26 protein-coding genes and 3 tRNA genes are annotated in these 22,253 nt (G+C 55.8%); 8 read left to right on the forward strand and 21 right to left on the reverse strand.

Going from position 1 to position 22,253, the window contains the following annotated elements:
- Positions 1 to 8 precede the first annotated feature (8 nt).
- The 6 genes from VXJ35_RS16410 to VXJ35_RS16435 all read right to left on the reverse strand — a co-directional run bounded on the left by VXJ35_RS16410 (position 9) and on the right by VXJ35_RS16435 (position 5,814).
- Entirely contained in the window at positions 9 to 635 is a 627-nt protein-coding gene (locus VXJ35_RS16410; protein WP_054761440.1) for a hypothetical protein, read from the reverse strand.
- 4 nt (positions 636 to 639) lie between these two features.
- Complete coding sequence (locus VXJ35_RS16415) at positions 640 to 1,659, reverse strand: MoxR family ATPase (protein WP_054761438.1); 1,020 nt, start codon at positions 1,657 to 1,659, stop codon at positions 640 to 642.
- A gap of 378 nt (positions 1,660 to 2,037) precedes the next feature.
- Positions 2,038 to 2,319 carry a methanol dehydrogenase [cytochrome c] subunit gene (locus VXJ35_RS16420; protein WP_054761452.1) on the reverse strand — a complete coding sequence of 94 codons (282 nt, stop codon included), beginning with the start codon at positions 2,317 to 2,319 and terminating at the stop codon, positions 2,038 to 2,040.
- Positions 2,320 to 2,435: 116 nt separating this feature from the next.
- A complete protein-coding gene (gene moxG / locus VXJ35_RS16425) occupies positions 2,436 to 2,912 on the reverse strand; it encodes a cytochrome c(L), periplasmic (RefSeq protein ID WP_064022394.1) in 477 nt (158 codons plus the stop codon).
- A 13-nt stretch (positions 2,913 to 2,925) separates the two neighbouring features.
- Positions 2,926 to 3,768 carry a methanol oxidation system protein MoxJ gene (moxJ, locus tag VXJ35_RS16430; protein ID WP_064022395.1) on the reverse strand — a complete coding sequence of 281 codons (843 nt, stop codon included), beginning with the start codon at positions 3,766 to 3,768 and terminating at the stop codon, positions 2,926 to 2,928.
- Positions 3,769 to 4,005: 237 nt separating this feature from the next.
- Positions 4,006 to 5,814 carry a methanol/ethanol family PQQ-dependent dehydrogenase gene (locus tag VXJ35_RS16435; RefSeq protein WP_064022396.1) on the reverse strand — a complete coding sequence of 603 codons (1,809 nt, stop codon included), beginning with the start codon at positions 5,812 to 5,814 and terminating at the stop codon, positions 4,006 to 4,008.
- Between the two features lie 482 nt (positions 5,815 to 6,296).
- Between VXJ35_RS16435 and VXJ35_RS16440 the strand changes: the two genes are divergently transcribed.
- Positions 6,297 to 6,953, forward strand: coding sequence for a response regulator transcription factor (locus VXJ35_RS16440; RefSeq protein ID WP_054761450.1), 657 nt, complete (start codon positions 6,297 to 6,299; stop codon positions 6,951 to 6,953).
- A 407-nt stretch (positions 6,954 to 7,360) separates the two neighbouring features.
- Here the strand turns inward: VXJ35_RS16440 and VXJ35_RS16445 are convergent.
- The 4 genes from VXJ35_RS16445 to csrA all read right to left on the reverse strand — a co-directional run bounded on the left by VXJ35_RS16445 (position 7,361) and on the right by csrA (position 7,909).
- Positions 7,361 to 7,436: transfer RNA gene (locus VXJ35_RS16445), tRNA-Asn, on the reverse strand.
- Positions 7,437 to 7,461: 25 nt separating this feature from the next.
- A tRNA-Arg gene (locus VXJ35_RS16450) sits at positions 7,462 to 7,538 on the reverse strand.
- A gap of 78 nt (positions 7,539 to 7,616) precedes the next feature.
- Positions 7,617 to 7,707: transfer RNA gene (locus tag VXJ35_RS16455), tRNA-Ser, on the reverse strand.
- Between the two features lie 10 nt (positions 7,708 to 7,717).
- Positions 7,718 to 7,909 (reverse strand): carbon storage regulator CsrA, encoded by a 192-nt coding sequence (csrA, locus tag VXJ35_RS16460; protein ID WP_054758195.1) that lies wholly within the window; start codon positions 7,907 to 7,909, stop codon positions 7,718 to 7,720.
- 256 nt (positions 7,910 to 8,165) lie between these two features.
- Between csrA and VXJ35_RS16465 the strand changes: the two genes are divergently transcribed.
- A complete protein-coding gene (locus tag VXJ35_RS16465) occupies positions 8,166 to 8,654 on the forward strand; it encodes a hypothetical protein (protein WP_064022397.1) in 489 nt (162 codons plus the stop codon).
- 27 nt (positions 8,655 to 8,681) lie between these two features.
- Here VXJ35_RS16465 and VXJ35_RS16470 read toward each other — a convergent pair whose 3' ends face one another.
- Genes VXJ35_RS16470 through def form a run of 4 tightly spaced genes read right to left on the reverse strand, consistent with a single transcriptional unit; the run spans position 8,682 to position 11,336 of the window.
- Positions 8,682 to 9,020: a DUF2845 domain-containing protein gene (locus VXJ35_RS16470; protein WP_054758193.1), complete on the reverse strand. Its 339-nt coding sequence runs from the start codon at positions 9,018 to 9,020 to the stop codon at positions 8,682 to 8,684.
- Between the two features lie 5 nt (positions 9,021 to 9,025).
- Positions 9,026 to 9,862, reverse strand: a complete 837-nt coding sequence (locus VXJ35_RS16475) for a quinoprotein dehydrogenase-associated SoxYZ-like carrier (RefSeq protein ID WP_064022398.1) — start codon at positions 9,860 to 9,862, stop codon at positions 9,026 to 9,028.
- A gap of 20 nt (positions 9,863 to 9,882) precedes the next feature.
- Positions 9,883 to 10,770, reverse strand: coding sequence for a quinoprotein relay system zinc metallohydrolase 2 (locus VXJ35_RS16480; protein WP_231914771.1), 888 nt, complete (start codon positions 10,768 to 10,770; stop codon positions 9,883 to 9,885).
- Positions 10,771 to 10,793: 23 nt separating this feature from the next.
- Positions 10,794 to 11,336, reverse strand: a complete 543-nt coding sequence (gene def, locus VXJ35_RS16485; protein ID WP_064022400.1) for a peptide deformylase — start codon at positions 11,334 to 11,336, stop codon at positions 10,794 to 10,796.
- Between the two features lie 194 nt (positions 11,337 to 11,530).
- Here def and VXJ35_RS16490 point away from each other — a divergent pair, with 194 nt between their 5' ends.
- On the forward strand, positions 11,531 to 11,872 hold the full coding sequence (locus VXJ35_RS16490) for a hypothetical protein (protein WP_054758189.1): 342 nt from the start codon (positions 11,531 to 11,533) through the stop codon (positions 11,870 to 11,872).
- Between the two features lie 42 nt (positions 11,873 to 11,914).
- On the opposite strand, the gene VXJ35_RS16495 is transcribed toward VXJ35_RS16490, so the two are convergent.
- The 5 genes from VXJ35_RS16495 to VXJ35_RS16515 form a co-directional block, all read right to left on the reverse strand.
- Positions 11,915 to 12,238 (reverse strand): iron-sulfur cluster assembly accessory protein, encoded by a 324-nt coding sequence (locus tag VXJ35_RS16495; RefSeq protein WP_064022401.1) that lies wholly within the window; start codon positions 12,236 to 12,238, stop codon positions 11,915 to 11,917.
- A gap of 3 nt (positions 12,239 to 12,241) precedes the next feature.
- Entirely contained in the window at positions 12,242 to 13,357 is a 1,116-nt protein-coding gene (locus tag VXJ35_RS16500) for a cysteine desulfurase family protein (protein ID WP_064022402.1), read from the reverse strand.
- On the reverse strand, positions 13,357 to 13,842 hold the full coding sequence (gene iscR / locus VXJ35_RS16505) for a Fe-S cluster assembly transcriptional regulator IscR (protein ID WP_064022403.1): 486 nt from the start codon (positions 13,840 to 13,842) through the stop codon (positions 13,357 to 13,359). The genes VXJ35_RS16500 and iscR overlap by 1 nt, the downstream gene beginning before the upstream one ends.
- Before the next feature lie 128 nt (positions 13,843 to 13,970).
- Positions 13,971 to 14,723, reverse strand: a complete 753-nt coding sequence (gene cysE, locus VXJ35_RS16510) for a serine O-acetyltransferase (RefSeq protein ID WP_064022404.1) — start codon at positions 14,721 to 14,723, stop codon at positions 13,971 to 13,973.
- A 4-nt stretch (positions 14,724 to 14,727) separates the two neighbouring features.
- Positions 14,728 to 15,459: an RNA methyltransferase gene (locus VXJ35_RS16515; RefSeq protein WP_064022405.1), complete on the reverse strand. Its 732-nt coding sequence runs from the start codon at positions 15,457 to 15,459 to the stop codon at positions 14,728 to 14,730.
- Between the two features lie 89 nt (positions 15,460 to 15,548).
- Here VXJ35_RS16515 and VXJ35_RS16520 point away from each other — a divergent pair, with 89 nt between their 5' ends.
- From VXJ35_RS16520 to VXJ35_RS16530, 3 genes are all read left to right on the forward strand, one after another.
- Positions 15,549 to 16,343, forward strand: coding sequence for an inositol monophosphatase family protein (locus VXJ35_RS16520; RefSeq protein ID WP_054758186.1), 795 nt, complete (start codon positions 15,549 to 15,551; stop codon positions 16,341 to 16,343).
- A gap of 86 nt (positions 16,344 to 16,429) precedes the next feature.
- Complete coding sequence (locus VXJ35_RS16525) at positions 16,430 to 17,338, forward strand: NAD(P)-dependent methylenetetrahydromethanopterin dehydrogenase (protein WP_064022406.1); 909 nt, start codon at positions 16,430 to 16,432, stop codon at positions 17,336 to 17,338.
- A gap of 45 nt (positions 17,339 to 17,383) precedes the next feature.
- Positions 17,384 to 18,289 (forward strand): NAD(P)-dependent methylenetetrahydromethanopterin dehydrogenase, encoded by a 906-nt coding sequence (locus VXJ35_RS16530; RefSeq protein WP_064022407.1) that lies wholly within the window; start codon positions 17,384 to 17,386, stop codon positions 18,287 to 18,289.
- Between the two features lie 43 nt (positions 18,290 to 18,332).
- On the opposite strand, the gene VXJ35_RS16535 is transcribed toward VXJ35_RS16530, so the two are convergent.
- Positions 18,333 to 18,971 (reverse strand): response regulator, encoded by a 639-nt coding sequence (locus VXJ35_RS16535; protein ID WP_054758184.1) that lies wholly within the window; start codon positions 18,969 to 18,971, stop codon positions 18,333 to 18,335.
- Positions 18,972 to 19,132: 161 nt separating this feature from the next.
- Here VXJ35_RS16535 and VXJ35_RS16540 point away from each other — a divergent pair, with 161 nt between their 5' ends.
- Positions 19,133 to 20,878, forward strand: a complete 1,746-nt coding sequence (locus tag VXJ35_RS16540) for a proline--tRNA ligase (protein ID WP_064022408.1) — start codon at positions 19,133 to 19,135, stop codon at positions 20,876 to 20,878.
- 70 nt (positions 20,879 to 20,948) lie between these two features.
- Here the strand turns inward: VXJ35_RS16540 and VXJ35_RS16545 are convergent, their stop codons facing one another.
- Complete coding sequence (locus tag VXJ35_RS16545) at positions 20,949 to 21,119, reverse strand: rubredoxin (RefSeq protein WP_054758182.1); 171 nt, start codon at positions 21,117 to 21,119, stop codon at positions 20,949 to 20,951.
- 270 nt (positions 21,120 to 21,389) lie between these two features.
- On the opposite strand from VXJ35_RS16545, the gene pepA reads away from it, so the two are divergent.
- Positions 21,390 to 22,226 carry a flocculation-associated PEP-CTERM protein PepA gene (pepA, locus tag VXJ35_RS16550; RefSeq protein WP_157198204.1) on the forward strand — a complete coding sequence of 279 codons (837 nt, stop codon included), beginning with the start codon at positions 21,390 to 21,392 and terminating at the stop codon, positions 22,224 to 22,226.
- Positions 22,227 to 22,253 lie beyond the last annotated feature (27 nt).

Raw genomic sequence — 22,253 nt, forward strand, 5'->3', positions numbered from 1 at the left:
TGCAGCCGCTACTGGGCGACGACGACCTGCACCACCAGCCCGGTCACCAGCAAATAGCCCGGTATGGCATATTTCAGCGGTGCATTGACCAGCATTTCGACCACGCCGGAGTAACCGCGCTGATTCTGGCTGTAAATCGCTTCGCCGAACAGCCACAGCAGCGAGTCCAGAATCAACAACGCGATAATCGTGAAGAAGCCGACGTCGCTGAATAAAAACGACTTGCTGGCCAGCAACGAGATGCGTTCGTTGGTATCGAAAAAGTTGGCGGTCAAGATGCCGATCATCAACGCCCCTTCGTCGAAGGCGACCAGGAAGAAGGTGTAGGTAAAGCGGCGCAAACGCAGCGAAAACCCGGCCAGTTGCGGCAGCCGCAAGGACAGGTACAACACCGGCACGCTGGCGCAAAACAACAAAATGCCGATCACCGACAACAAGATCCAGAACTTGAAGCCGACCGCGTCGTTCAGTGCGCTGGTGTAATAGGCGGCGTAGGGAATTTCCGAATACGCGTCCAACGCGCTGGCAATCAGCGAACTGATGATGCCGACCCCGGACCAGGTCAAATAGGTTTCCAGCAGATGGCCAAGCCCGGCATGCGGGACCAGCGCCCGTAAAAATCGTTTCCAATCCATAAGTTTAAGGTGCGGCGATGCGCTGCAAGATTTGGTTGACCAGTTCCGGAAGCAAAACCTCCCGGCGATAGGCGTAAATCGGGTTTAAGAACAGGCGGTGGCTCATGGTCGGCGCATAAACCGCTTGCAAGTCCTCCGGCCACAAATTGTCGCGGCCTTCCAGCCAGGCTCTGACCTTGGCGGCGCGAATAAGGTAGCTCATACCGCGCGGACTGGCGCCGGACTGCAGCAGTTGGCCGATGTCGACGTCGCTGACGCTGATGCCGTAAGCCTGCGGCTCGGCCGTCGCTTGCCACAGCTCCAGCGCGTATTTGTGCAGCGCCGGCGCAGCCTGCACCCGCTGTTGAATCGACTCGGCCAGCGCGTTCAGGTTTTGGTAGCCGATGGCCGATTCCGGCATCGTTCCGATCAAGGCATCGACGTCGTGGAAACGCGGATCGAACATCAATTGGTCCAGTACCGCGTCGTCGCCGGGGGCAGCGATGTTGATTTCCATCAGAAAACGGTCGCGGGCGGCGGCCGGCAATTCGAAGGTTTCTTCCCGCTCCACCCGGTTGCGGTCGGCGAATACCAGCATATGCGGCATCCGGTATTCGCGGTTGAAGGCGCCGACGGCGCGCTCGGCCATCACCCGCAGCAGCAGCGAATGCACTTGCGGTCGGGCGCGGTTGATTTCGTTGAAGAAGAATACCGCCAGTTCCTCGCCCTGCTTCAGCAACGGTCCGGGGTCGACCCGCGGCCGGCCGTCCTGATCCAGATAGGTGTAGTACACCAGGTCGGACGGCATCAAATCTATCGTGCCTTCGATACGCTGGTAGCGGCCGCCCAAACCCTGGGCCACGGTACGCAGCAAGGTGGTTTTGCCGACGCCGACCTGGCCCTCCAATAACACGTGGCCGCGAGCGAACACCGCGATGATGAGATTGCGTACTGCGGCCTGCTGGCCGATCACGATGCGGTTGATGTGCCGCTCGAAATTGAGGGCCTGTTCGCAGCGGTCGCTGAGTTGATGTTCTGAATTCATAATCGTAAAAAAGCCCCGGCGCATTGCTTTGCCGGAGCGGAGTATTTCTATCCTCTAGGGATGCATTTGCCGAACATTCCGTTGCCGAAAACGCTTGGGGAGGCCGGCCGGAATCAGCGTCGCGTTTCGGACTGTGCCGAAATGCCGGAAACGCCTGGCGGCTTATTCCGGCCTACGGCTGCTCGCTACGCTCAGCCTGAACCGGATAACAGTAACCGGCTTAACAGGTTTATGATCGGCAATCGCGGGAATTAGGCCCCGCCGTCCCTGGCGGCTTCCTAAGGGTTCGTTAAAGCCCGCCGTTTTGCCGGCGGCCTGCGCGATGAACATGCCGACAACGCTTATCGGCCTAAATCGGCCTGCGGTTCATCGTTGAGCTCATTGACCTTCCACGTCGTAAACGAATTTTCCGGTTTTAGCCAGAACTTCCGTCCGCTTGGCGTTACGCGCTTCCATTTCCTTGATCGACTGGGCTTGCTTGTTCAGCTCGTTCGGATCGTGTTTGGGGTCGTATTTGCTGCCCGCCACTTGTGCCGGATAACCCGGTTTCGGTTCCCAGCAGTTGCCGGCTTCTTTGCATTTGGTGCCGTCATAGGCTTTAGCGGTGCCGGACAAAGCCAATGCCAGTAACACAGTGCCTAACAATACTAATTTGTTCATGTTGATCTCCTGATAATTTATTGGATAACCGTCGTGCTCTAGCGGCCGTAGGGTACGCATTGCGGACCCTACCAACCTTCCCTCTCCCTTTGGGCGAGGGGCCGCGGCGAGGGTGATTATTTCAACCACTCCGCCTTTTTCGGATCGCCTTTATAAATGCTGCGCAAGAAGGACATGATGTGCAGCATGTCGTCGGTGCTGAAGTTGACGTACTGCGGACCCATCATGCCGTTGGCGCCGCCGAACAGGATTTCGAACAAGCCCTGGTCGGTCAGGCCGCGCGGATAAGTCCAGTAGTCGTCAGCCAGACCGGGGCCCAATTTGCCTTCGGCTTCGTGGCCGTGGCAACCGGAACAGCCGGTCATGTACAGACTCTCGCCTTTCTTGGCGGCTTCGGCGTCGCCGTTGTACGGGTTCTTGCCGGTTTGCATGAATTGCTTGAATTTGTCGGTATTGCCGCCCTTCTTGGCGAAGCTCAAATCCAGCGTTTCCCCGGTCAAGGCGTGGCGCAGGGTAATGTCGGCCTGGGCTGCGGAAATCGCGGCCAGCGACAGAGTCAGTGCAACGCCGTTGAAAAATGTCTTCAATTTCATTTAATGATTCCTGTTAGTTCATGGACAAGGCGGTTTCGGGTTGGTCCAGCAGCGGAATACCCTCCGCTTCCAGCAGCTCCTCGATATCGTCCTGTTTGTCGCGCACGATTTTGTTCAACTGTTCCAGTAATGCGGTATCGCCTTTGCGCACGCCGATTGCGGTGCTGTAGTGGAACCCGACTTTTTCGCCGTCGGCGCGTTTGGCGGAGTCCGGAATCAGCGTCATCGTCAGCGGCGTCGCCGCGGCTTTGACGTAACGCGCCGCCGCCGGCCCCCACAGAATGGCGATTTCGGCTTTGCCGGAAGCGACTTCGTTGACCAGTTTGTCGTTGTCGTACTTGACGTATTGGTTACGCTTGGACTTGAAACCGGCCAATTCCTGCTGGTAGTTGAACATGTCGTTGTAGCGGCCTATTGCCCTCAGCATGGTTTCAGCCGGGCTGCCGGGCGCGAAGGCGATGCGTTTGGCGGTCTTCAGCGCCGGACTGTCCCAGTTCTGCAAATCCAAACCGTCCTGCTCGCGGCTGATGAAAACGTAGCCGGAGCGGTAGTACGGCGCCGTCGTCAGCAAGCGCGGGTCGCCGGCATCGACGCCCATCACCACGTCGCACAAGCCTTTATCCAGGTAATCGCGGATGAAGTAGCGCGGATCGGTCCAGCTTACCGTTTCCAGCTTACGGCCCAACTGCTCGGCGACATATTGGGCCAGTTTGTTTTCGAAACCTTCGCCGTTTTTATTGGAATAAGGCATTTCGTTTTCGGCGGTGCAGACTTTCAACGCCGGTTGCTCGGCTTGGGCCGTTGCGAAACCTATACCCAACGCCAAAGCGGTAAAAATGTGTATCTTTTTTTTCACGGATATATGTCCAGTTGTAGGGTACGCATCGCGTACCTTGTTCGACTTAACAATCACAATATCTAAACCGGTACGCGATGCGTACCCTACCTCTCTCAGTCCCCTCACCCTCTCCCAGCGGGAGAGGGGTGCTTTAGGCACTCGTTTCGCCGGAAATAGTGGCTGAATGAAAACGCCTATCAGCAACCGAGGATTGAGCCCCTCTCCCCCAGGGAGAGGGGTTGGGTTGAGGGTGATTTACAGCGAGAACACCATCACGCCGCCGCCCATTTGGGTGTAATGCGCCAACTCTTTAAACGCACCCACCGCGCCCAAGCCAGCGGTCGGGTCGGCCAGGTCGAACACCAAGCCAACGCCGGGCCAGCCGCCGACACCGTAATAAATCGCAACGTATTGTTTGTTGTTGTGTTTATAGGTGATCGGGTGGCCGATGACGCCGGAAGGCAGTTTGAACTTCCACAGCTCTTCGCCGGTTTTGGAATGGCGGGCTTTGATGTAGCCGTCCAGGGTGCCGTAGAACACCAAGTCGCCGGCGGTGGCCATGGTGCCGCCCCAGACCGCGAATTTCTCCTGAACTTCCCATTCCATTTTGCCGGTCACCGCGTTCATCGCTTTGACTTGACCCAGCGTGCCTTTAGGCCCCGGATACATGTTCAAAGTCGCGCCGACGAAGAACTGACCCGCGCGGTAAGGCAACATGAACGGTTCCCAATCCATGCAGATGTGGTTGACGCCCATGAAGAACAATTGCTTGTTCGGATCGTAAGACTCGATACCCTGGTTGTGGTAACCCATCGCCGACGGGCAGATACCGGTGGCTTGGTGGTCCATGTGGGTCGAATATTCCGGATCGCGCACCGGCAGGCCGGTTTTCAGATCGACTTTCTTGACCCAGTTGACGGTGTCGTCGATTTTGAAGGCATTGATCAGATCGCCGTTCTCGCGGTCCAGGGTGTAGACGATGCCGTTGCGGTCCGGGTGAGTCAGCAGCTTGCGCTTTTTACCGTCCACTACTTGCTCGGACAAGCCCATATAGTTGACGCCGGCATAGTCCCATTCGTCATGCGGGGTTTTTTGGTAGCCGAATTTGGCTTCGCCGCTATTGATGTCGCGGCCCCAGATGGTCATGGTCCATTTGTTGTCGCCGGGACGCATGGTTTCGTTCCACGGTGCCGGGTTACCTGAGCCGTAGTACAGCATTTCCAGGTCGCTGTCGTAAGCGTACCAGCCCCAGTTGGTGCCGCCGCCGATTTTCCAGGCGTCGCCTTCCCAGGTTTTCAGGCCCAGACCGAACTGGCCGTAATGCGGGTTGGCTTTGTTGAAGTCTTTGGACAATTTGATGTCTTCGTCGGGACCGGTGGCATACACCCGCCACTCTTGTTTACCGTCCTTGATGTTGAAAGCGGTAGCGTAACCGCGCACGCCCAACTCGGCGCCGGAGGAACCGACGATGACCTTATCCTTGGCGACGAACGGCGCCACGGTCAAGGTAGAGCCCATGGCGATGTCGGAGTTTTCCATTTTCCAGCGCAGCTCGCCGGTTTTGGCGTTCAGCGCGACGACATGGCCGTCCAACTGGTTCAAAAAGATCGTGGCCGGATAATCCTTGCCGGCCGGCGCATAGGCCAAACCGCGGTTGACCACGTCGCAACAGGCGACGGCACGGGCCGCCGGGTTTTGCTTGGGCTTGAATTGCCACAGGATTTTGTCCGGTTCGTTCAAATCGATCGCGAACACATTGTTCGGATACGGGGTATGCACGTACATGATGCCATCCACCACCAGCGGGCCGCCTTCGTGGCCGTTCAGTACGCCGGTCGAGAAAGACCATGCCACTTTCAGGTTTTTGACGTTATTGGCGTTGATGTCGATCATCTCGCTGAAATGGGTAGAGCCGTAATCCTTGGTCTGCATCACCCAATTGGTGTTTTGTTTGGAAAGTTGCTCCAGCTCTTTATTCGCTTGCGCCGACTGCGGCACGCTCAACGCTGCCCCGGTCAATACGGCCGATGTCGCCACGTGCTTGGCAAACCGTGAAATTTGCATGAATCCTCCTAAGTTGTTTATTAGAGTGCATGGCCCGGCAAATCGGTTGGTTAGGGGAGCCTTCCGTTAAAAGCGGATACGCACCCGGCGTATCCGGGCAAAATCAATAGCAAGATGCGCATTGATTTTGGCGTTTATCCGTTAACGCGAGATGCCGCAATCCGGCAATCTCCTGACTTTTTCAGATCAGCAGTCTCGATCAATTCGCACACATCATTGACTTAGACCTACCGGGCCATGCTGGCGGGAAATGGTAAAGAAACCGCCCGGCCCGGCGTTACGGAATAATCCATGAAAAACACGGGAAAATCGCGGAAAAACGCCTGGAATCTTTCCCAGAACGCGGCAGCGCCGCAAACGGCATATTCGGGAAAAGCTCCCATGGTTTCAGGGGCGAAAACGCGGCATTATGAAAAGCAGGTCCGCCCCATCGGGTTACCGGACCAGCTTTTACACAATCCGCGAAAGAGGAAGTATTGCCTGTGGCAAACAAAATCAGCGTGTTATTGGTCGACGACCACGCCGTGGTCCGAGCCGGTTACAAGACCTACCTGTCGCTGTCCGAACGCATCGGCGAAATCTACGAAGCCGACCGCGGCGAAACCGCCTGCCAGATTTACTCCCGGCATACGCCGGATGTCGTCGTGATGGATTTGTCTATGCCCGGCCTGGGCGGCCTGGAATCGGTAAGGCGCCTGCTGAGCCGGCACCCGGCCTGCCGCATCCTGATCTTTAGCATTCACAACGAACTGGTCTACGTCACCCGCGCCATCAAAGCCGGCGCCAGGGGCTACATCACCAAAAACAACGAGCCGGACACGCTGGTCACCGCGGTATGCGCCATCGCCGAAGGCAACACCTACATCGACCCAGACCTGGCCCAGCAATTGGCGGTAAACATGGCGGTGGGCCAGGACGAGTCCTACAAGATCAAATCGCTTTCACCGCGCGAATTCGACATTTTCTGCCTGCTGGCCAACGGCCTCAGCACCCGCGAAGCGGCGGAGAAACTATGTTTGAGCTACAAAACCGTCTGCAACCACAGCACGGCGATCAAAGAAAAGCTGGGCGTGAAAACCATGTCGGAAATGACTTTGCTCGCCAGCCGGCAGGGGATTATTAAAAGTACGGCGGCTTGAGGTGCGCGGCGGCGATCCCCACCATCAAAAACGGACAAATCAAGACGCGAGAACAGAAAGGCGCCGTATCTCAGACGAAAACGGCGGGTAATCCTGCCGGAGCGGGATCAAGGAGATGATATCGGTATGAAAGCGATGAGAATTACGGTACAGCTTTGAACTCGTAATACAGGTATTTTTGAAAACCGCTGAACACCTTGCCGATCTCACCAATGCTGGCTACATCGACGATTTATCTAAACAAAGCGATAGCGGAGGGTGTGAATAGGTAAGGTTCATCATAGCCAGTCAATTTAGGCACACAGCCAAATGTTATGAATTTCTATGATTTGTTGCCAATAATTGTCCCACCAATGTCCCGAGCGAACAAAAAAAAGGCCTGCATCGCAGCAAGCCTTTGATTTATTTGGCTCCCCCGGACGGGCTCGAACCGCCGACCTAGTGATTAACAGTCACCCGCTCTACCGACTGAGCTACAGGGGATTAATATCTTTAAACTTCTCAATAATGGCGCGCCCGGAGAGATTCGAACTCCCGACCGCTCGGTTCGTAGCCGAGTACTCTATCCAGCTGAGCTACGGGCGCTTTGTTGAGCCGCCTATTATTATTTTTTTTAAACTCCGTGTCAAACTTTATTTTCTTGTTACTTACTTTCTTAATTAGTGGCGGAGAGAGAGGGATTCGAACCCTCGATGCGCTTTTGGCACATACTCCCTTAGCAGGGGAGCGCCTTCGGCCTCTCGGCCATCTCTCCTAAAACTGCATCAACCCTCGACGCTGCCCGCCTCGGATTGTTCTTTCTTAATTCTTTCGTAAATCTCTTCCCTGTGAACCGAGATGTCTTTGGGCGCATTAACCCCAATTCTTACTTGGTTACCTTTTACCCCGAGAACCGTAACAGTAACATCGTCACCAATCATCAAGGTCTCTCCCACTCTACGAGTCAAGATAAGCATACTATCTCCCTACATTGTTAATGCGCTTGTTACTGCCACATACTCGAATCGACAATTATATTCTTTTTCCCGAAAAATGGAAGCAAAATATATTAGCGCTTTTATATTATCCTTTCGTTCATGCCGGAAAAGTATCGCTTGTTAACCAAAGCTCTCTTTCTCCGGCTGACCGGCTCGGCACACACTCTAACCGCTCGGTTATCTTAATCCAAACTTCGGGCTTTGTCCGATACCTTTGCACAATGGAGCGAACCACATGCATATTATTCCAAACGCTACGAAGCAACTGACGCACTTGTTAGCAGCATGCCTTTTAGTTTCCGCGCCCGGTGTAATCGCAGAAAATGCCAGGCATGGCCGCGGCCATCCCCCCCACACCAGTACACATCAACATGCCAAAGACCGCTCAGGCGGACACGAAGCCTACCAATATCAAGGCTACCGATTCAGCGACGCCGATCGCCGGGCCATAAGGGAATATTACGCGCAACAATACCGTAGCGCCAATTGCCCGCCGGGGCTCAAGAAAAAACGTAACGGCTGCTTACCGCCCGGACAAGCAAAAAAATGGGCCATTGGCCGGCCGTTACCCAGAGATGTGATCTATTACGAAGTACCGCCACATCTGATCGGCCCACTACCGACAGGTTACAGATTGGCTCGAGTAGCGTCCGATATTTTGATGATCGCAATCGGCAGCGGAATGGTAATCGACGCGATCACCGATTTAAACCAAATCCCTTAGATTGGCTGGGAGTGCTTGCTCCAGCAGTTAATAACCGTATCCCAAGTCGCGAATTTTCTTTAACTCGCCATCTTCGAACTCCAACAATTTCTGGAATTTTCGCCGGCCGAAGTTATATGTCCACTCTTCGATCAACACCTCTTCGAACTGGTCTATCTGCAGCGCGCCGTAAGGATGGCGCAAACGGCTACCGCGTATCGCCCGACGCTGTTCCACCGAGTCGGGCTCGCCGCATTTTTCCAATACTTCCGTTTTGTAATCGCCGACTTGAACCAAACGGTGTCCGCAGCGCATTGCCAGGACATCGCCGGCAACCAGCAGAGCGAACGCGGCGAAAAGCATCGGCTTGATATGCACGTAACGCATTGCTGTTAAGGATTCACGGCGTAACTTTGCGAATAACCGCTACCTTTGCTACAGACATTGCGGCTGGTCGGGGATTCGCAGGAAATATCGCTAAATTCGGCCTTCAATTCTCCCGCCTTATCCGGAACAAAATAAAATCTGAAGTTCGGGTCGGCGCTGATAGCGATATCGATTTTGGCGTTGAGCACCGGCTTGTTGTTGAACGTGACTTTCAACTGGTCGATGAAGTGCGACTTCCGGATAAACCGCGTCATCTGATCCATCTGCATACCGGTCAAATTGGGATGGCTGATCATCAATTGGGTTTGGGCCGGCTGGCCGGCTTGCAGAGCGTCGTCGATTCGGAACTTGACCTTGCCTAACCGCTTCATCGCCTCGTCGAGGTCGGCTCCGATCGGCGCCGAGCAACCGCCGCTGGCTTTAACGAATTTTTTGGTCATGGTTAATTTGCCGTCGTTGGTTTCGGCGATGGCACGGATATTACTGTAAGTGTTGACCCGTATCCGCATTGCCAGATCGGCTTTGCCGCTTTCCGGGAAAAACTCGAATTCGCCGACGAACGGAAACGGGTTCTTATCGACGAATAACCAGACCTTGCGGATGTATTTGTCTTTGCTCTGCGGGAACTTGCTGACCACCTTGACCGGCACGATCGCCGGATCTTCCGCCCGGTAAGGCGCATCCAATTCGATCACGGCGTTGTTCTCGTCGATGGTTTTGCCTGCGAAAAACTGGCTTTTCAACACCGCATTCCAGGTTTCGTCGTCGCCCTCGGCGCGGACTCCCGGCGCCAGCAGCGCCATGGCAATGCTCAAACACAACAACGCTATAAACTTATGCATGCATCAATCTCCCGATAGATTTAATCTTCCCATTCCAGCTCGGCAAACGCCGTCGTCACGTTCTTGCGATGGAATTGCTCGAATAACTGCCAACGGTTTTTTGCGGCCAAACCGACCTGCTCCACGGCCTGTTCCAAGGTTTTGCCCTGCTTGACCATGGCACGGATCTCGGTAACCAACTCCGACAAATACGCTTTCTGCGGCAACATCGCCGCCGGCCAATCTCTAACCAGGCGCCCATGCCCCGGAATCACCAACTTATAGTTATTTTTTTCCAGCTTCTCCAATTCAGCCAGCCAGCCCTTGATGCTGCCGTCGATGACCGGAATATGCTCCAGAAACAATAAATCCGCCAGCCAAAGCGTATCGGTAGTTTTGTCGTAAACGCTTAAATCGTTGTCGGTGTGGGCGCTCGAATGTGCCGTCAGCAACAACTCGCGATTCCCCAAATTCAATGCCATGGTCTGTTTGACTTGCAAGTCCGGCGGAATGATGTTGTCCCGGTTGACGTGGATATCCAACAGTTCGGCAGCTCGGCTCAAGTAATGGTCGCCGCGGGCCGCCATTGCTCTGGCCAGTTTATGGTGGCCGACGAATTGCACCCCGGGTTCTTTAAAAGCACGATTGCCGTAAATATGGTCGGGATGCACATGGGTATTGATGACGTAACACACCGGCTTTGCAGTAGTCTGCTTGATCGCATTGCGCAAGGCAATGCCCTGCTGCGGGCTGCCGCCGCTATCGATCACCGCGACGCAACGGTCGCCGACGATGAAACCGATGTTGGCGATTTCGCCGTGGTTTTCGCGATCCGGCCAGTGATGTTCCGATAGATGCAGATAAATGCCGGGAGCAACCTGTTCCACTTTCAACAACGGCGCGCACTGCGCCGCGAAACTCAATGCCATTCCGCATACAAGGCCAAACCATCTCATGCCGCTTGCTCCTGACCCGCTATCCGCTTAAAAAACTCGGCTTCGGCAATGATGTCGCGGTTGGTTTCCACCCGATCCAAGTAAACCAAGCCTTGCAAATGGTCGAACTCATGCTGGAACACCCGCGCCGGAAAATCTTGTAGCGTCAAACGGCAGGATTGGCCGGATTCGTTGCAAAACTCCACTTCGACCGCACGGTAACGCGGCACCAAGGCTCTGACGCCCGGCACGCTCAAGCAGCCTTCCCAATCTTTAACCATCGCAGCGTCCACCACATCGAAACGCGGATTAACCATCACAACCGGCGCCATTTCCGGTGCCAACGGGTAACGCGCCGTCGGGCGCGAGGCGACGATGACCACCCGCTTCGATTCGCCCAATTGCGGCGCAGCAATGCCTACGCCATTGGCGGCCAGCATTGCACTACGCATATTTTCTATGAGTTCGCGGAACTCAGAGCTGTTAAAGTCGTCAATCGGCGCGGCCTGTTGGCGCAACACTTCGGCTCCCAACTGTTGTATCTGTCTATTTTCAGTCATAACTGCGGCAAATTTGGCCCTGGTATCTGGCGGAACAGGTTTATTTCGAGCCCAAGTATACTGCTGTTGATGGGAATCCACTCGTCTTTACTTTGCAGGGCTTTTTTGTGATATTACCGACGAGCCCGAGCCGAAAGATCGAGTTTCCGGCTATTAGCCATCAAACAAAACCACGCTTTCCCACTGGAGATACTATGAAAAAATTAAACAAAACCCCGTTGGCCGTAGCAATGGGCGCCAGCTTACTGCCCACTCTGGCCGGCGGCATTGCGCAAGCCGACAGCAACCCGTTTGCGTTGTCAGAATTGAGTTCCGGTTATATGGTGACTGCCGAAGCCAAACCTGAGGCCGGCGCCGACAAGATGAAAGACGGCGCTTGCGGCGAAGGCAAATGCGGCGCGGCGATGATGAAAAAAAGTACCGACACCAAAGCCGCTACCGAAGGCAAATGCGCCGGCAACAAACCCGCACCGGCTGCCGACAAAGCTGCGGAAGGCAAAAAAATGGAAGGAAACTGCGGCGCCAATATGAAGTAAGCGCCGGCGGCGCCGGTAAATCGACACCGGCGCCTTCAACTTTCAAACCGAAAAACTTTCCCCGCAACCACAGGTTGCCTTGACGTTGGGATTGCTGAATTTGAAGGCTTCGTTGAAACCTTCTTTGGCATAATCCAACTGAATACCAGCCAATTTATCCAAATCCGCCTGCTTAACCAGCACTTTCACGTCGTGTTGGTCGAATACCACGTCATCGGCTTCGGCTTGGTCGGCGTAATCCAATACATAAGCGTAACCGGAACAACCCGACGCCTTGACCCCCAAGCGCAAGCCCACGCCAGTGCCACGCTTTTGCAACTGTTTTTGAATTTGCCTTGCGGCATTCTCTGTAACGGTAATGCTCATGAATTAACTCTCCTGTTGTCTTGCCAGCGAGGCGTTCAACGCCTCGACAAAGCGATCGATCTCGGTTTCGTGATTATCCTTGCCCAAACTGACCCGTATCGCCGATTTGGCCAAATCGGGCGCTATGCCCATGGCCGCCAAAACCGGGCTGGTTTCGCCTGACGCCGCCGAACACGCCGAGCCGCTGGATACGGCGATGTTGTGCTGATCCAATTGCATCAACAGCATTTCGCCGTTTAGTCCGGCAATGCCGAATTGCACGGTGTTCGGTAATCGTTCGGCTGTTTCGGCGAAAACTACCAACCCGGGTATCGTTTTTAAGCGCTGCTCCAGGCGCTGCCGCAGCATTGCCAGCTTGGCCGAACGCGCCTCCATTTCCGCTTTTGCCAATTCGGCCGCCTTACCGAAACCGACGATGGCCGCGACGTTTTCGGTGCCGGCGCGCCAGCCACGCTCCTGGTCGCCACCGCGTTGCAACGCGGTAAGATCGAAATCTTCGGCGGCAACCAGCGCCCCGCAACCTTTAGGCCCATAAATCTTATGGCTGGACACCGTTAATAGCTTGACGCCAAGTTGCCTGAACGATATCGGCAACTTGCCTAAAGCCTGCACGGCATCGGTGTGCAGGTTGACTCCGAAACGGCCTAATCCCTGCACCGCCTCCGCGACTTGTTGCAAGGCCCCCGTTTCGTTATTGGCCAGCATTAGCGACAAAAAATCGCCCGGCTGCCAATTCAAATCCAATAGGCTACCAATCGGGACCTGGCCGTTGGCGCCGACGGCGACGGTTCGCAATTCCGGGTAGTGCAGTCTGTTTGCAGTTGCATTCTCGAATACCGACGGATGCTCTATCGCCGAAATAGTCAAGCGGCGGCCGCGGGCATTGGCCAAAGCCAAGGCGTTGGCTTCGGTACCGCCGCTGGTAAACACAATGCGCTCTGCAGGAGCATCGATCAACGCCGCCAATTGCTCTCGGGCGGTGTCGATTGCAGTGCGGGCGAAACGCCCGAGCTTATAAAGACTGGAGGGATTGCCGTACATGGCGCCCAGATAGGGCGCCATAGCCTCGACGACGCGTTCGTCGCAACGCGTCGTCGCGTTGTGATCGAAATAAATCATCAAGCGCTGCGTTTTTCCTGGCGAGTTTGCAATTCGATCACGTGTTCGACTTGCCGGCCTTGGCGCTTGGCGACGTCGCTGACAAAGTCCCGCTCCAACAATTGCCCCAGACTGATTTCTTTCAGATAAGCCCGAATTTGCTCGCTGAGACCCATCCACAAATCGTGAGTCAAGCAGGGTTGGTCGTTATGGCAATTGGCTTTACCGCCGCATTTGGTCGAATCGACCGGCTCGTCGACCGCTTCGATAATTTCGGCGATGTTGATGTCGCGGGCGCCGCGGCTCAGCGTGTAGCCGCCGCCCGGCCCCCTGACGCCTTTGACCATACCGGCTTTGCGCAAGCGGGCGAACAGTTGCTCCAGATAAGACAACGAAATGGTTTGCCGAGTCGCAATGTCGGTCAACGTGACTGGATTGGACTGGCTGTGGTAAGCCAGATCCAACATCGCGGTAACCGCGTAACGCCCTTTTGTCGTGAGCCGCATGCCAAACCCCTTATAAACTAATGAAAATAAAGGCGACTATAAATAAACCCACTAAATTGGTCAAGTATTTGTCTGCAGGCTGTTTTTAGCTGCGCTTCCGCCCCCGGCAGCTCCGCCCGGCAACGCGGCTAGGGTTGATCCTTGATTTCGCAGTCGTCCAGCTTCGGCACCTGGTGGCGGCGGCAATCGATACCGGCATCGCTCAAGACTTTCTGCATGTCATCCAACTGCTGATCCAGATGATGAATATGGTCCAACATCAAATTGATGGCATTGGCAATCGGGTCCGGCATATCGGCCGTGGCACCGTAAGCATCGAAGCCGATTTTCTGCGCCATCGCATCTCGACGCGCCTTGTCTTGCTTGGCCTTGGCATCGACGATATGCGCCGGAATGCCGACGACCGTGACGCCGGGCGGCACCGGCTTCACCACCACCGAGTTCGAGCCGACTCTGGCGCCGTCGCCGATGTCGATCGGCCCCAACACTTTGGCTCCGGCCCCGATGACGACGCCGTTACCCAATGTCGGGTGGCGTTTGCCCTTATCCCAACTAGTACCGCCCAGCGTAACGCTGTGGTAAAGCGTGCAATCGTCGCCGATCACGGCCGTCTCGCCGATCACTACGCCCATGCCGTGGTCGATAAAAAAACGCCGGCCGATTTGAGCGCCGGGGTGAATTTCGATCCCGGTCAACCAACGGCCGAGGAAAGAAACATAACGCGCCGCCCAGCGAAAACCGCGCCCCCATAGCCAATGGCTGAGACGGTGGATCAGCACCGCATGAAACCCGGGATACGTGGTAACGACTTCGAACACCGATTGTGCGGCGGGGTCGCGCGCAAACACGCATTGGATATCTTCTTTTAGTCGGGAGAACATACGCCTACTTGGTGTTATGGTTTTGCGAGAACCGCAGAATACCCCGCAGGATATCCAACTCCTTGGTATCGAGCTGAGTCCGGTTGAAAATCCGGCGCAACCGGCGCATGATCGAACGCGACCGTTCCGGATGCAAGAAACCGATATCGGCCATGGTTTGCTGCAGGTGTTCGTAAAACGCTTCCATTTGCACCGCTGTGGCCAGGGGCGCTTCGCCGCGGTCGCCGATCGTACTGGCGGATTGCCTGCCGCCAGCCACAAACAGCTCGTAACACACCACTTGCACCGCCGCGGCCAGATTCAACGAACTGTAGTCGGGATTACACGGAATCCGCAAAAGGTAATGGCATAAATCCAGTTCGTGGTTTTTCAAGCCGGAATTTTCCCGGCCGAACACCAAAGCGATGTTAGGCTGCGCAACATCGTCGGTTGCCGCCCAGGTTTCGGCCAGCTCGCGCGCGGTCAGACTGGGCCAACTGATGGTTCTGTCTCTGGCACTGGCGCCGAAAACAATCTGGCAATCGGCCAACGCCTCTGGCAACGAAGCAAAACAACCGGCATGGCGCAACACATCGTCGGCTCCCGAGGCCCTGGCGGTGGCATCGGCATGAGGGAAATACTTGGGCGACACCAGACGCAACTGATCCATGCCCATATTTTTCATGGCGCGCGCCACGGCACCGATGTTGCCGGGATGGGAAGTCTCGACCAAAACCACTTTGAAATTAGACAGCAATGCCCACCTGCCGCACTTGAAAAAGCGGCGATTCTAGCAAAGTTTGCTATCCTATCGGCGTTTTCCAACTGCTCATTTTCAACTCGATTATGCATCCGATGCTCAACATAGCCGTCCGCGCAGCGCGGAACGCCGGCGATCTGATCCAACGCTCCTCACTCAATATCGAAAAGCTCACGATAGACCAAAAAAGCCGCAACGACTACGCCTCGGAAGTGGACCGCGCAGCCGAGCAGGAAATTATCAAAGTCATCCGCACTGCATTTCCCGACCACGGCATCCTGGCGGAAGAAAGCGGCGAGACTAAAGGTAACGATTACACCTGGATCATCGACCCGTTGGACGGCACCACCAATTTTTTACACGGCTTCCCGCACTATGCCGTTTCGATCGCATTGAAAAACAAGAATAAATTAGAGATCGGCGTTATTTACGACCCGACCCGCGACGAACTGTTCACGGCCGAACGCGGCGGCGGAGCGATGCTGAACAACCGGCGCATCCGCGTTACCAAACAAAACACGATGCGCGGGGCTTTGATCGGCACCGGCTTTCCATTCAAGACCATGGAAAACATCGAGCCGTATCTCGGCATGTTCAAGGCCGTCTGCGCCGACGCCGCCGGCATCCGCCGCGCCGGAGCCGCCGCGCTGGATATGGCTTATGTCGCCTGCGGCAGGCTGGACGCTTACTGGGAAATCGGCGTCAAGGAATGGGACATTGCCGCCGGCGTGTTGCTGGTACAGGAAGCCGGCGGCGTCGCCACCGATTTTTCTTTCAACGACAAATACTTACAGTCCGGAAACATCATCACCGGCAATCCGAAAATGCACCAATTGATGTATCAAATCATCGAGCCGCATGTACCCGCCCGCCTGAAATAAGGCGTAATTTCGCATTTAGCCTAAAATTGTTATCGCTTCGCCTTTTCTTTTATACTTACCGGCTAATCAAAATCTAAGAGGCCACCATGGAAAAACCGTTCATTCTACACATGCTGACAACAGCCAAAAACCTGAGCCCGTTCGACGTCAATATGGCGATGGATGCAGGCTGGATTTCAGCGGTGCCTTATATTAACGTCGAACCGAGCGAAGTCCGGGGCTTGGTTCAAGACGCTATTTTCTCGCGCAGCCCGAAAGGCTTGTTGCGCACCGCGATTTTCATTGGCGGCCGCGAAACCAAACAAGCCATGGACATGCTGAAAATGGCGAAAAACTCCATGGTTCCGCCGTTCGAAGTCTCGGTATTCGCCGATCCCAGCGGCGCCTTCACCACTGCCGCCGGCATGGTAGCCGCCGTCGAAAAAGAACTGGCCGATAAATTCGGCACGACGCTGCAGGGCAAAAACGTTCTGGCCCTGGGCGGCACCGGCCCGGTCGGCCAAGCCGCAGCGGTGATCGCTGCCCAGGCCGGAGCCAACGTCCGAATCATCGGCCGCCAACTGGATAGAGCCGAGCGCACTGCCGAGTTGTGCAGCGAAGAATTCGGCGACGGTAAGATCTCGATTGCCGCCGGCGCCGATTCCGATAAAGCCGAATACATTAAAACCGCCGACGTCGTGTTCGCCACCGGCGCGGCCGGTATCGAGCTGCTCAGCGCCGAAATGATCGCGAGCGCGCCGCAACTGAAGGTCGCGGCTGACGTCAACGCAGTGCCGCCGTCCGGTATTGCCGGAGTCGACGCGTTCGATAACGGCAAACCGATCGCCGGCTCGGCCAGCGGTGCGGTCGGCATCGGCGCATTGGCAATCGGCAACATCAAGTACCAGGCGCAAAGCCGCTTGCTGAAACGGATGCTGGAAAGCGACCAGCCGCTGTTTTTGCACTTCGAGCATGCATTCGAAGTCGCGCGCGAATTCATCAAAACCAGCAAGTAACCGACTCCAAGTCCAGTCCGCCACCATACACAGGGTAAGGTACCAATGGCAAAACGCAGCATACTCCACATGTTCGACCCAATGCCGAACAACAGCCCGTTTGACATCAACATGGCGCTCGACGCCGGTTTTGACGTGCTCGTTCCTTACGCCAACGTCAAACTGGAGAACATACACAATTTGACGCAGGATGCGGTATTTTCGCGGAGTCCGGCCGGCAACAAACGCACCGCGCTGTTCATCGGCGGCCGCGATATGGGGCTGGCCATCGACATGCTGCAAGCCACCAAACCGGCGATGGCTCCGCCGTTTCAAGTCTCGGTATTTGCCGACCCCAGCGGCGCCTGCACCACCGCCGCCGCGCTGGTGGCCTGCGTGGAAAAGGCGCTGAAGGACCACCATAGCCGGGAATTGAAAGGCCTGAAGGCGTTGGTATTCGGCGGCACCGGCCCGGTCGGGATCGCCACCGGCGTCATCGCTTCGCTACAGGGTGCCGAAACCTTGCTGGTGGACCATTTGTCGATCGATAGCGCCAAGGACGCAGCCAAACAATACAACCGGCGCTTCGGCGCCAGTATGGGTGCGGCCGTGGCGCGCAACGACGAAGAGAAGGCCCAACTGGTTGCCGATGCCGACATCGTGTTCTGCACCGCGAAAGCCGGCATCCGCGTCATCAACTCTGCCGTGCTGGCGCAAGCCAAACAACTCAAAGTCGCCGGCGACGTCAACGCGGTACCGCCGCTGGGCATCGAAGGCATAGAATTGAACGATTTCGCGGCGCCATTGGCTGCTGCGGCGCATTCGCCGAATGCGGTCGGCGTCGGTGCCTTGGCCGTCGGCAACGTTAAGTACCAACTCCAGCACGAACTGTTGAAACTGATGTTGGAAACCGAAACCCCGCTGTTTCTGGATTTCCGCGAAGCCTTCGTCAAAGCCCGCACTCTGGTCTGAACGCCGCCGAGGGTTGGGCCAACGACCCAACCCTCGCCATTCCTCAGACGGCGTCCAGATAATTGAATTTCACCGCCAGTCTGGTCAATTCCACATCGTTTTTGATCTGCAATTTCCGGTATACCCGGTAGCGGTAGGTATTGATGGTTTTGTCGCTGAGCGCCAGCGCTTCCGACATTTCCTGTATGCTTTTGCCGTTCAGAATCATCCGCACCACTTCGGCCTCGCGCTGAGACAATTGCAAAAACGGCGAAACGTCGGCGCCCGGCAAAAATTGAAATGCCAGATTGCTGGCCACATCCTGGCACAAGTAACGTTTCCCGGACATGACAGTTTTAATCGCCGCGACCATTTCGTTGACCGGCGACGCTTTAGACACGAAACCGACCACGCCCAGTTTCAGCAATTGTTGCGGAATCGGACCGTCGTTATGTACCGACAATGCAATGATCTTGGCGTTCGGCTGGGTTTGCAACAGGCGGCGGCAAGCTTCGAACCCGCCCATGCCCGGCATGTTGATATCCATCAAAACCACGTCCGGTGGGTCCTGAGCAACCAGTTGCAACGCCTGTTCTCCGCAATTGCATACGCCGACCACGGAAATATCCTGCTCCGCAGCCAACAGCGCCTCGATACCGCTCCTGACCAATTCATGGTCGTCAACGAGTAAAACTTTAATCATAACTTCCTTTGCAACGATCTTTATCCGGTCAAGTTTCCCAAATTTCCTTTCCAACGGCAACGGCAAGCGGCATCTAAAAGAGTTAATCCCGCTCGCACCTGCGTCGTTTCCCCGAATAACCGTTAAAATAGCGCTTTTGATCAACCAAACCAAAGGTCGCCATGCGCACTTCCCAATTTCCTCTCAGCACTGTAAAAGAAATACCCGCCGACGCCGAAATCGCCAGCCACCAGTTGATGATACGCGCCGGCCTGATCCGCAAACTGGCCGCCGGAGTCTACACCTGGCTGCCGCTGGGATTACGGGTACTGCGCAAGGTTGAACACATCGTCCGCGAAGAAATGAACAAAGCCAGTGCTTTGGAAGTATTGATGCCGGCCCTGCAACCGGCGGAGCTCTGGCAGGAAACCGGGCGCTGGGAAAAATACGGCCCGGAACTGGCACGAATGAAAGACCGCCACGAGCGCGACTTCTGCCTCGGCCCGACCCACGAAGAAATCATTACCGATTTGGCCCGTAACGAATTGCGCAGCTACAAGCAACTGCCGATCACCTACTATCAAATCCAAACCAAATTCCGCGACGAAATCCGTCCGCGCTTCGGCGTAATGCGTTCGCGCGAATTCGTCATGAAGGACGCTTATTCCTTCCATCTCGACCAGGAATCGCTGCAAGCCACTTACGATGTGATGTATCAAACCTACACCAACATCTTCAACCGTTTCGGCTTGAAATTCCGCGCCGTGATGGCCGACTCGGGCTCCATCGGCGGCGCGGTATCGCATGAATTCCACGTTCTGGCGGCCTCCGGCGAAGATGCCATCGCCTTTTCCGACGCCAGCGATTACGCCGCCAACATCGAAAAAGCCGAGGTGCGCCGCCCGCCGCTGAATCGGCCAGCACCCAGCCGCAATCTGGAAAAAACGCCAACGCCGGGCAAAAAAACCATCGCCGAAGTCTGCGAATTCTTAGGCGCCAGCGCCAGCAACGTGCTGAAAACCCTGATTTTGGTACAACGCCCTGCCGATCCGCAAAACAGCGCAGCGCGAAACGTGTACTACATGGTGTTACTGCGCGGCGACCACGAATTGAATGAAATCAAATTGAGCAAAATCATCGGCAACTTCGATTTTGCCAAGGACGATGAAGTCGAGGAAGCCCTAGGCTGCCGTGCGGGTTACATCGGACCGATCACCGAACGAGACAAACCTTTCCTCGGCCGAATCATCGCCGACTATGCGGTAGAAAACATGAGCGATTTCGTCTGCGGCGCCAACGAAGCCGGCCACCACTATACCGGCGTTAACTGGGAACGGGATTGCCCCTTAATGGACGAATGGCTGCACGACATTCGTCAAATCGGCGAAGGCGACCCCAGCCCGGACGGCGTCGGCAACATCACCATCGCCCGCGGCATCGAAGTCGGCCACATCTTCCAGCTCGGCACCAAGTACAGCGAAGCGATGAACGCCGCCATCGTCAACGAAGCCGGCAAGAACCAAATCATGGTCATGGGCTGTTACGGTATCGGCATTTCCCGCGTCGTCGCCGCAGCGATAGAACAGGGCCACGACGAGCGCGGCATCATCTGGCCTAACGAGTTGGCACCGTTCCAGGTCGCGATCTGTCCGATGAACATGTACAAATCCGATCGCCTGGTCGATACCGTAGAAAAAGTGTACCGGGAGCTGACCGAGGCCGGCATCGAAGTCTTGCTCGACGACCGCAAGGTGCGGGCCGGCTTTATGTTCTCCGACATGGAATTGATCGGCATTCCGCACCGTATTGTCATCGGCGACCGCGGCCTGGACTCCGGTACGGTGGAATACCAGGGCCGCACCGACCACGACAGCCAGGAAGTGCCTTTTTCAGAATTGGTCGGTTTTATCAAAGCCAAACTGGCGTAAAACCGGGCCAATTCCAGCCAACAAAAAAGGGCGCCCTGGCGCCCTTTTTCTTACCTGCTGGTGTACGCCGTTAGCGCATTAACGTGAACATCGCTTTGATCGCGCCGCACTTCGGGCAACCCCAATCTTCAGGCACGTCTTCCCAACGGGTGCCGGGGGCAACGCCGTTACGCGGGTCACCCAGCTCCTCGTCGTAAATATGTCCACAGGTTTTGCATTTGTATCTTCTGAATTCTGCCATTGTTTAATCCTCGGTTGTAACGACGTTTAATAAACGGGCGAAATTGTAGCCTATGCTCGCCCGGCAAAAAACCACGAATATTGGAAGGAATCACCCCGGTTTCTCGGCTTACCGCCGCCAACTTTCCGCCGACAAACGCCGATGGCCGGCGCCGAAAATGCCATGGCCCGCGAGCTAGGTAATTGAATTGTAATTTGAATTATTTCACAGAAACGAGTATAAACGCGGCGCAAGGGGGAACGATATTTTTTACTTTATTGAGGGACTGAAATGAAACACTACGCAATCTCGCATCATGTTAAACAAAGCCTTTTGCTGCTCGGTTTGGCAATGGCAACGCCTATCGCATCGGCGGCATTGCCATGGAGCGGCATGGCCGACTACACTGCTGCGCCGGGAGCCGCAGGCGACGAAGCCGTGGTCGGCCAGTTCGACACCTACGATTTCGGTTTGGGTGTCGGCTTGGTAAAAGTCAACAACGACGGTACGCTGAACGGTTATTTTCAGACCTATGTCAACGACCACATTCTGACCAATTCCGGCGGCATCAACGTGCCGCAATTGAACGTCAGCGGCGCTTCCGGTAGCGGTAGCGGCTTCGAACTGACCGTGGTCGCCAGTTTCAGCGGCACCTATTCCGTCCTGCCGGGCGGCTTGCAAAGCTTCTCGCTGACTGCGGGCAACGTCGGCCTGTATTTCGACACAACTCCGGACTTCAACTTCGGCGCCGACAACGGATTTAACGACGGCTCAGCAATTCTGACCGGCACTATAACCGGCGGCGGCGGCTTTATATCCTTGGCGTCAGGTACCGGCATAGAGCAACTGGATCTGAATTTTTCCGGAATTTTCGGCAATTCGGACGCCAATGTTTATAGCCAGGCAATCGGCGGCGGCAGCGCGTTGTTCTCTATCGACTTGAAAAACTCGACCTTGTTGCCCGGCATCGATAGCGTCCTGGGCCACAACAAAAGCGAAGGGGCGTTGGCGGCCGTCGATGGCTCCATCAACCTGACCGCGGTACCGTTACCGCCGGCGGTATGGATGTTCGGCGCAGGTCTGGCCGGCTTATTGGGCGTTGGCCAACGCAAAAAAGCCAGCGCGTAATTTGCGGCGCTAGCGCTTACCGAGCTA

This window comes from Methylomonas sp. DH-1 (genome assembly GCF_046097555.1).
Taxonomy (GTDB): Bacteria; Pseudomonadota; Gammaproteobacteria; order Methylococcales; family Methylomonadaceae; genus Methylomonas; species Methylomonas koyamae.